This window comes from Dietzia maris, assembly GCF_014144855.1.
In the GTDB taxonomy this organism is placed as follows: Bacteria; Actinomycetota; Actinomycetes; order Mycobacteriales; family Mycobacteriaceae; genus Dietzia; species Dietzia kunjamensis.
The window spans coordinates 1-1,111 of record NZ_JAALDN010000105.1 but is presented as its reverse complement, the minus strand read 5'-3'; the positions used below and the strand labels follow the sequence as shown (position 1 = coordinate 1,111).

Annotated in this window: 1 protein-coding gene, 1 tRNA gene and 1 pseudogene; all 3 read right to left on the bottom strand. The window is 71.3% G+C overall.

The genetic code is table 11. The features are described from left to right. A partial coding sequence (locus G6024_RS04090; protein WP_159148131.1) for a hypothetical protein occupies positions 1-448 on the bottom strand: 448 nt, incomplete at its 3' end. Positions 449-540: 92 nt separating this feature from the next. Further along, positions 541-613: transfer RNA gene (locus G6024_RS04085), tRNA-Ala, on the bottom strand. A gap of 113 nt (positions 614-726) precedes the next feature. After that, positions 727-1,111 (bottom strand): annotated as a pseudogene (locus G6024_RS04080) (gephyrin-like molybdotransferase receptor GlpR); the annotation flags it as partial.

Sequence of the window (1,111 nt, the reverse complement as noted above, 5' to 3'; positions counted from 1 at the left end):
CCGTGGCCCGCGACGCGCCCGTGGCCACCGCGCGCATCGCCCGGATCCACCTCCGGTCGAACGGTGCGACGGTCAGCACGGGGCGGATGACCAGCTGCAGGCCGAGGCGTTGGAGGCGTGCCGGGAGGCTCGGCCGGCGGGTGAGCGTGATCCGACGGTCGGCCTCGGTGACCAGACGACGCGCCAGCAGGGCGACGAGCGCCGCGATGACACGGGCGACGACCGTGCCGACGACCCGATCGGACGTCCGGATGGAGCACTCCCACTCGAGCTCGCCACCACCGCCTGGCAGGGCGCGCACGGTGACGGCGCCGGGGTGACGTCGGCCGAGCCCGCGCAACAGCGCAGGCGCCCACTCCTGCCACCGCGCGGCGTCGGAGGCGAGGGAGAGCACGTCACCGGGCTCGGCCGAGAAGCGCTCGACGATCGTGAAGGAGTGAACGGCCACTGCCCCAGCTCACCACAGCGCCAACTCACCACAAAGCGGAAAGGCCGTCCCCGCTTGCGCGGAAACGGCCTTGAGAACTCGTAGTCCTTAGGTGGAGCTAAGGGGAATCGAACCCCTGACCTTCTCGATGCGAACGAGACGCGCTACCAACTGCGCTATAGCCCCTCGCCGCCCTGGCGGGCGACGATGTCACCCTCGCGGGCGACGCTGCCGCCCTCTCGAGCAGCGTGGAATACCTTACCAGGATGGTCGGTCCCCCGACCAAACCGGGCCGCCGATCAGCCCACCGCGCGCCGCAGCGGTGCGTGCTGCCGACGCCGGTGATCGTGGTGCCCGGGGTCGGAGTCCAGATGATCGTCGAACGTATCGAGGACGTCGAACGCCGGGTCCTCGTCGTCGATCTCCAGCACGACCGCACCGGGACGCCGCAGGCGGGGCGGCACCACGGACAGCTCGTCGTCCTCGCGGGACTCCACACCGAGCCGGGCGCGACGCATCCTCTCCACGCGGCGCCGGCGCAGGCTCTCCTCGAGCTTGACCTGGCGGCGCAGGTAGGTCAGGTAGGCGGCGAGCAGCAGTACCGAGCCACCCGCGAACCACCAGACGGCGGGCACGGTGAGCAGCGCGGCGATCACGGTGACGACGGACAACGCCACGAGGATG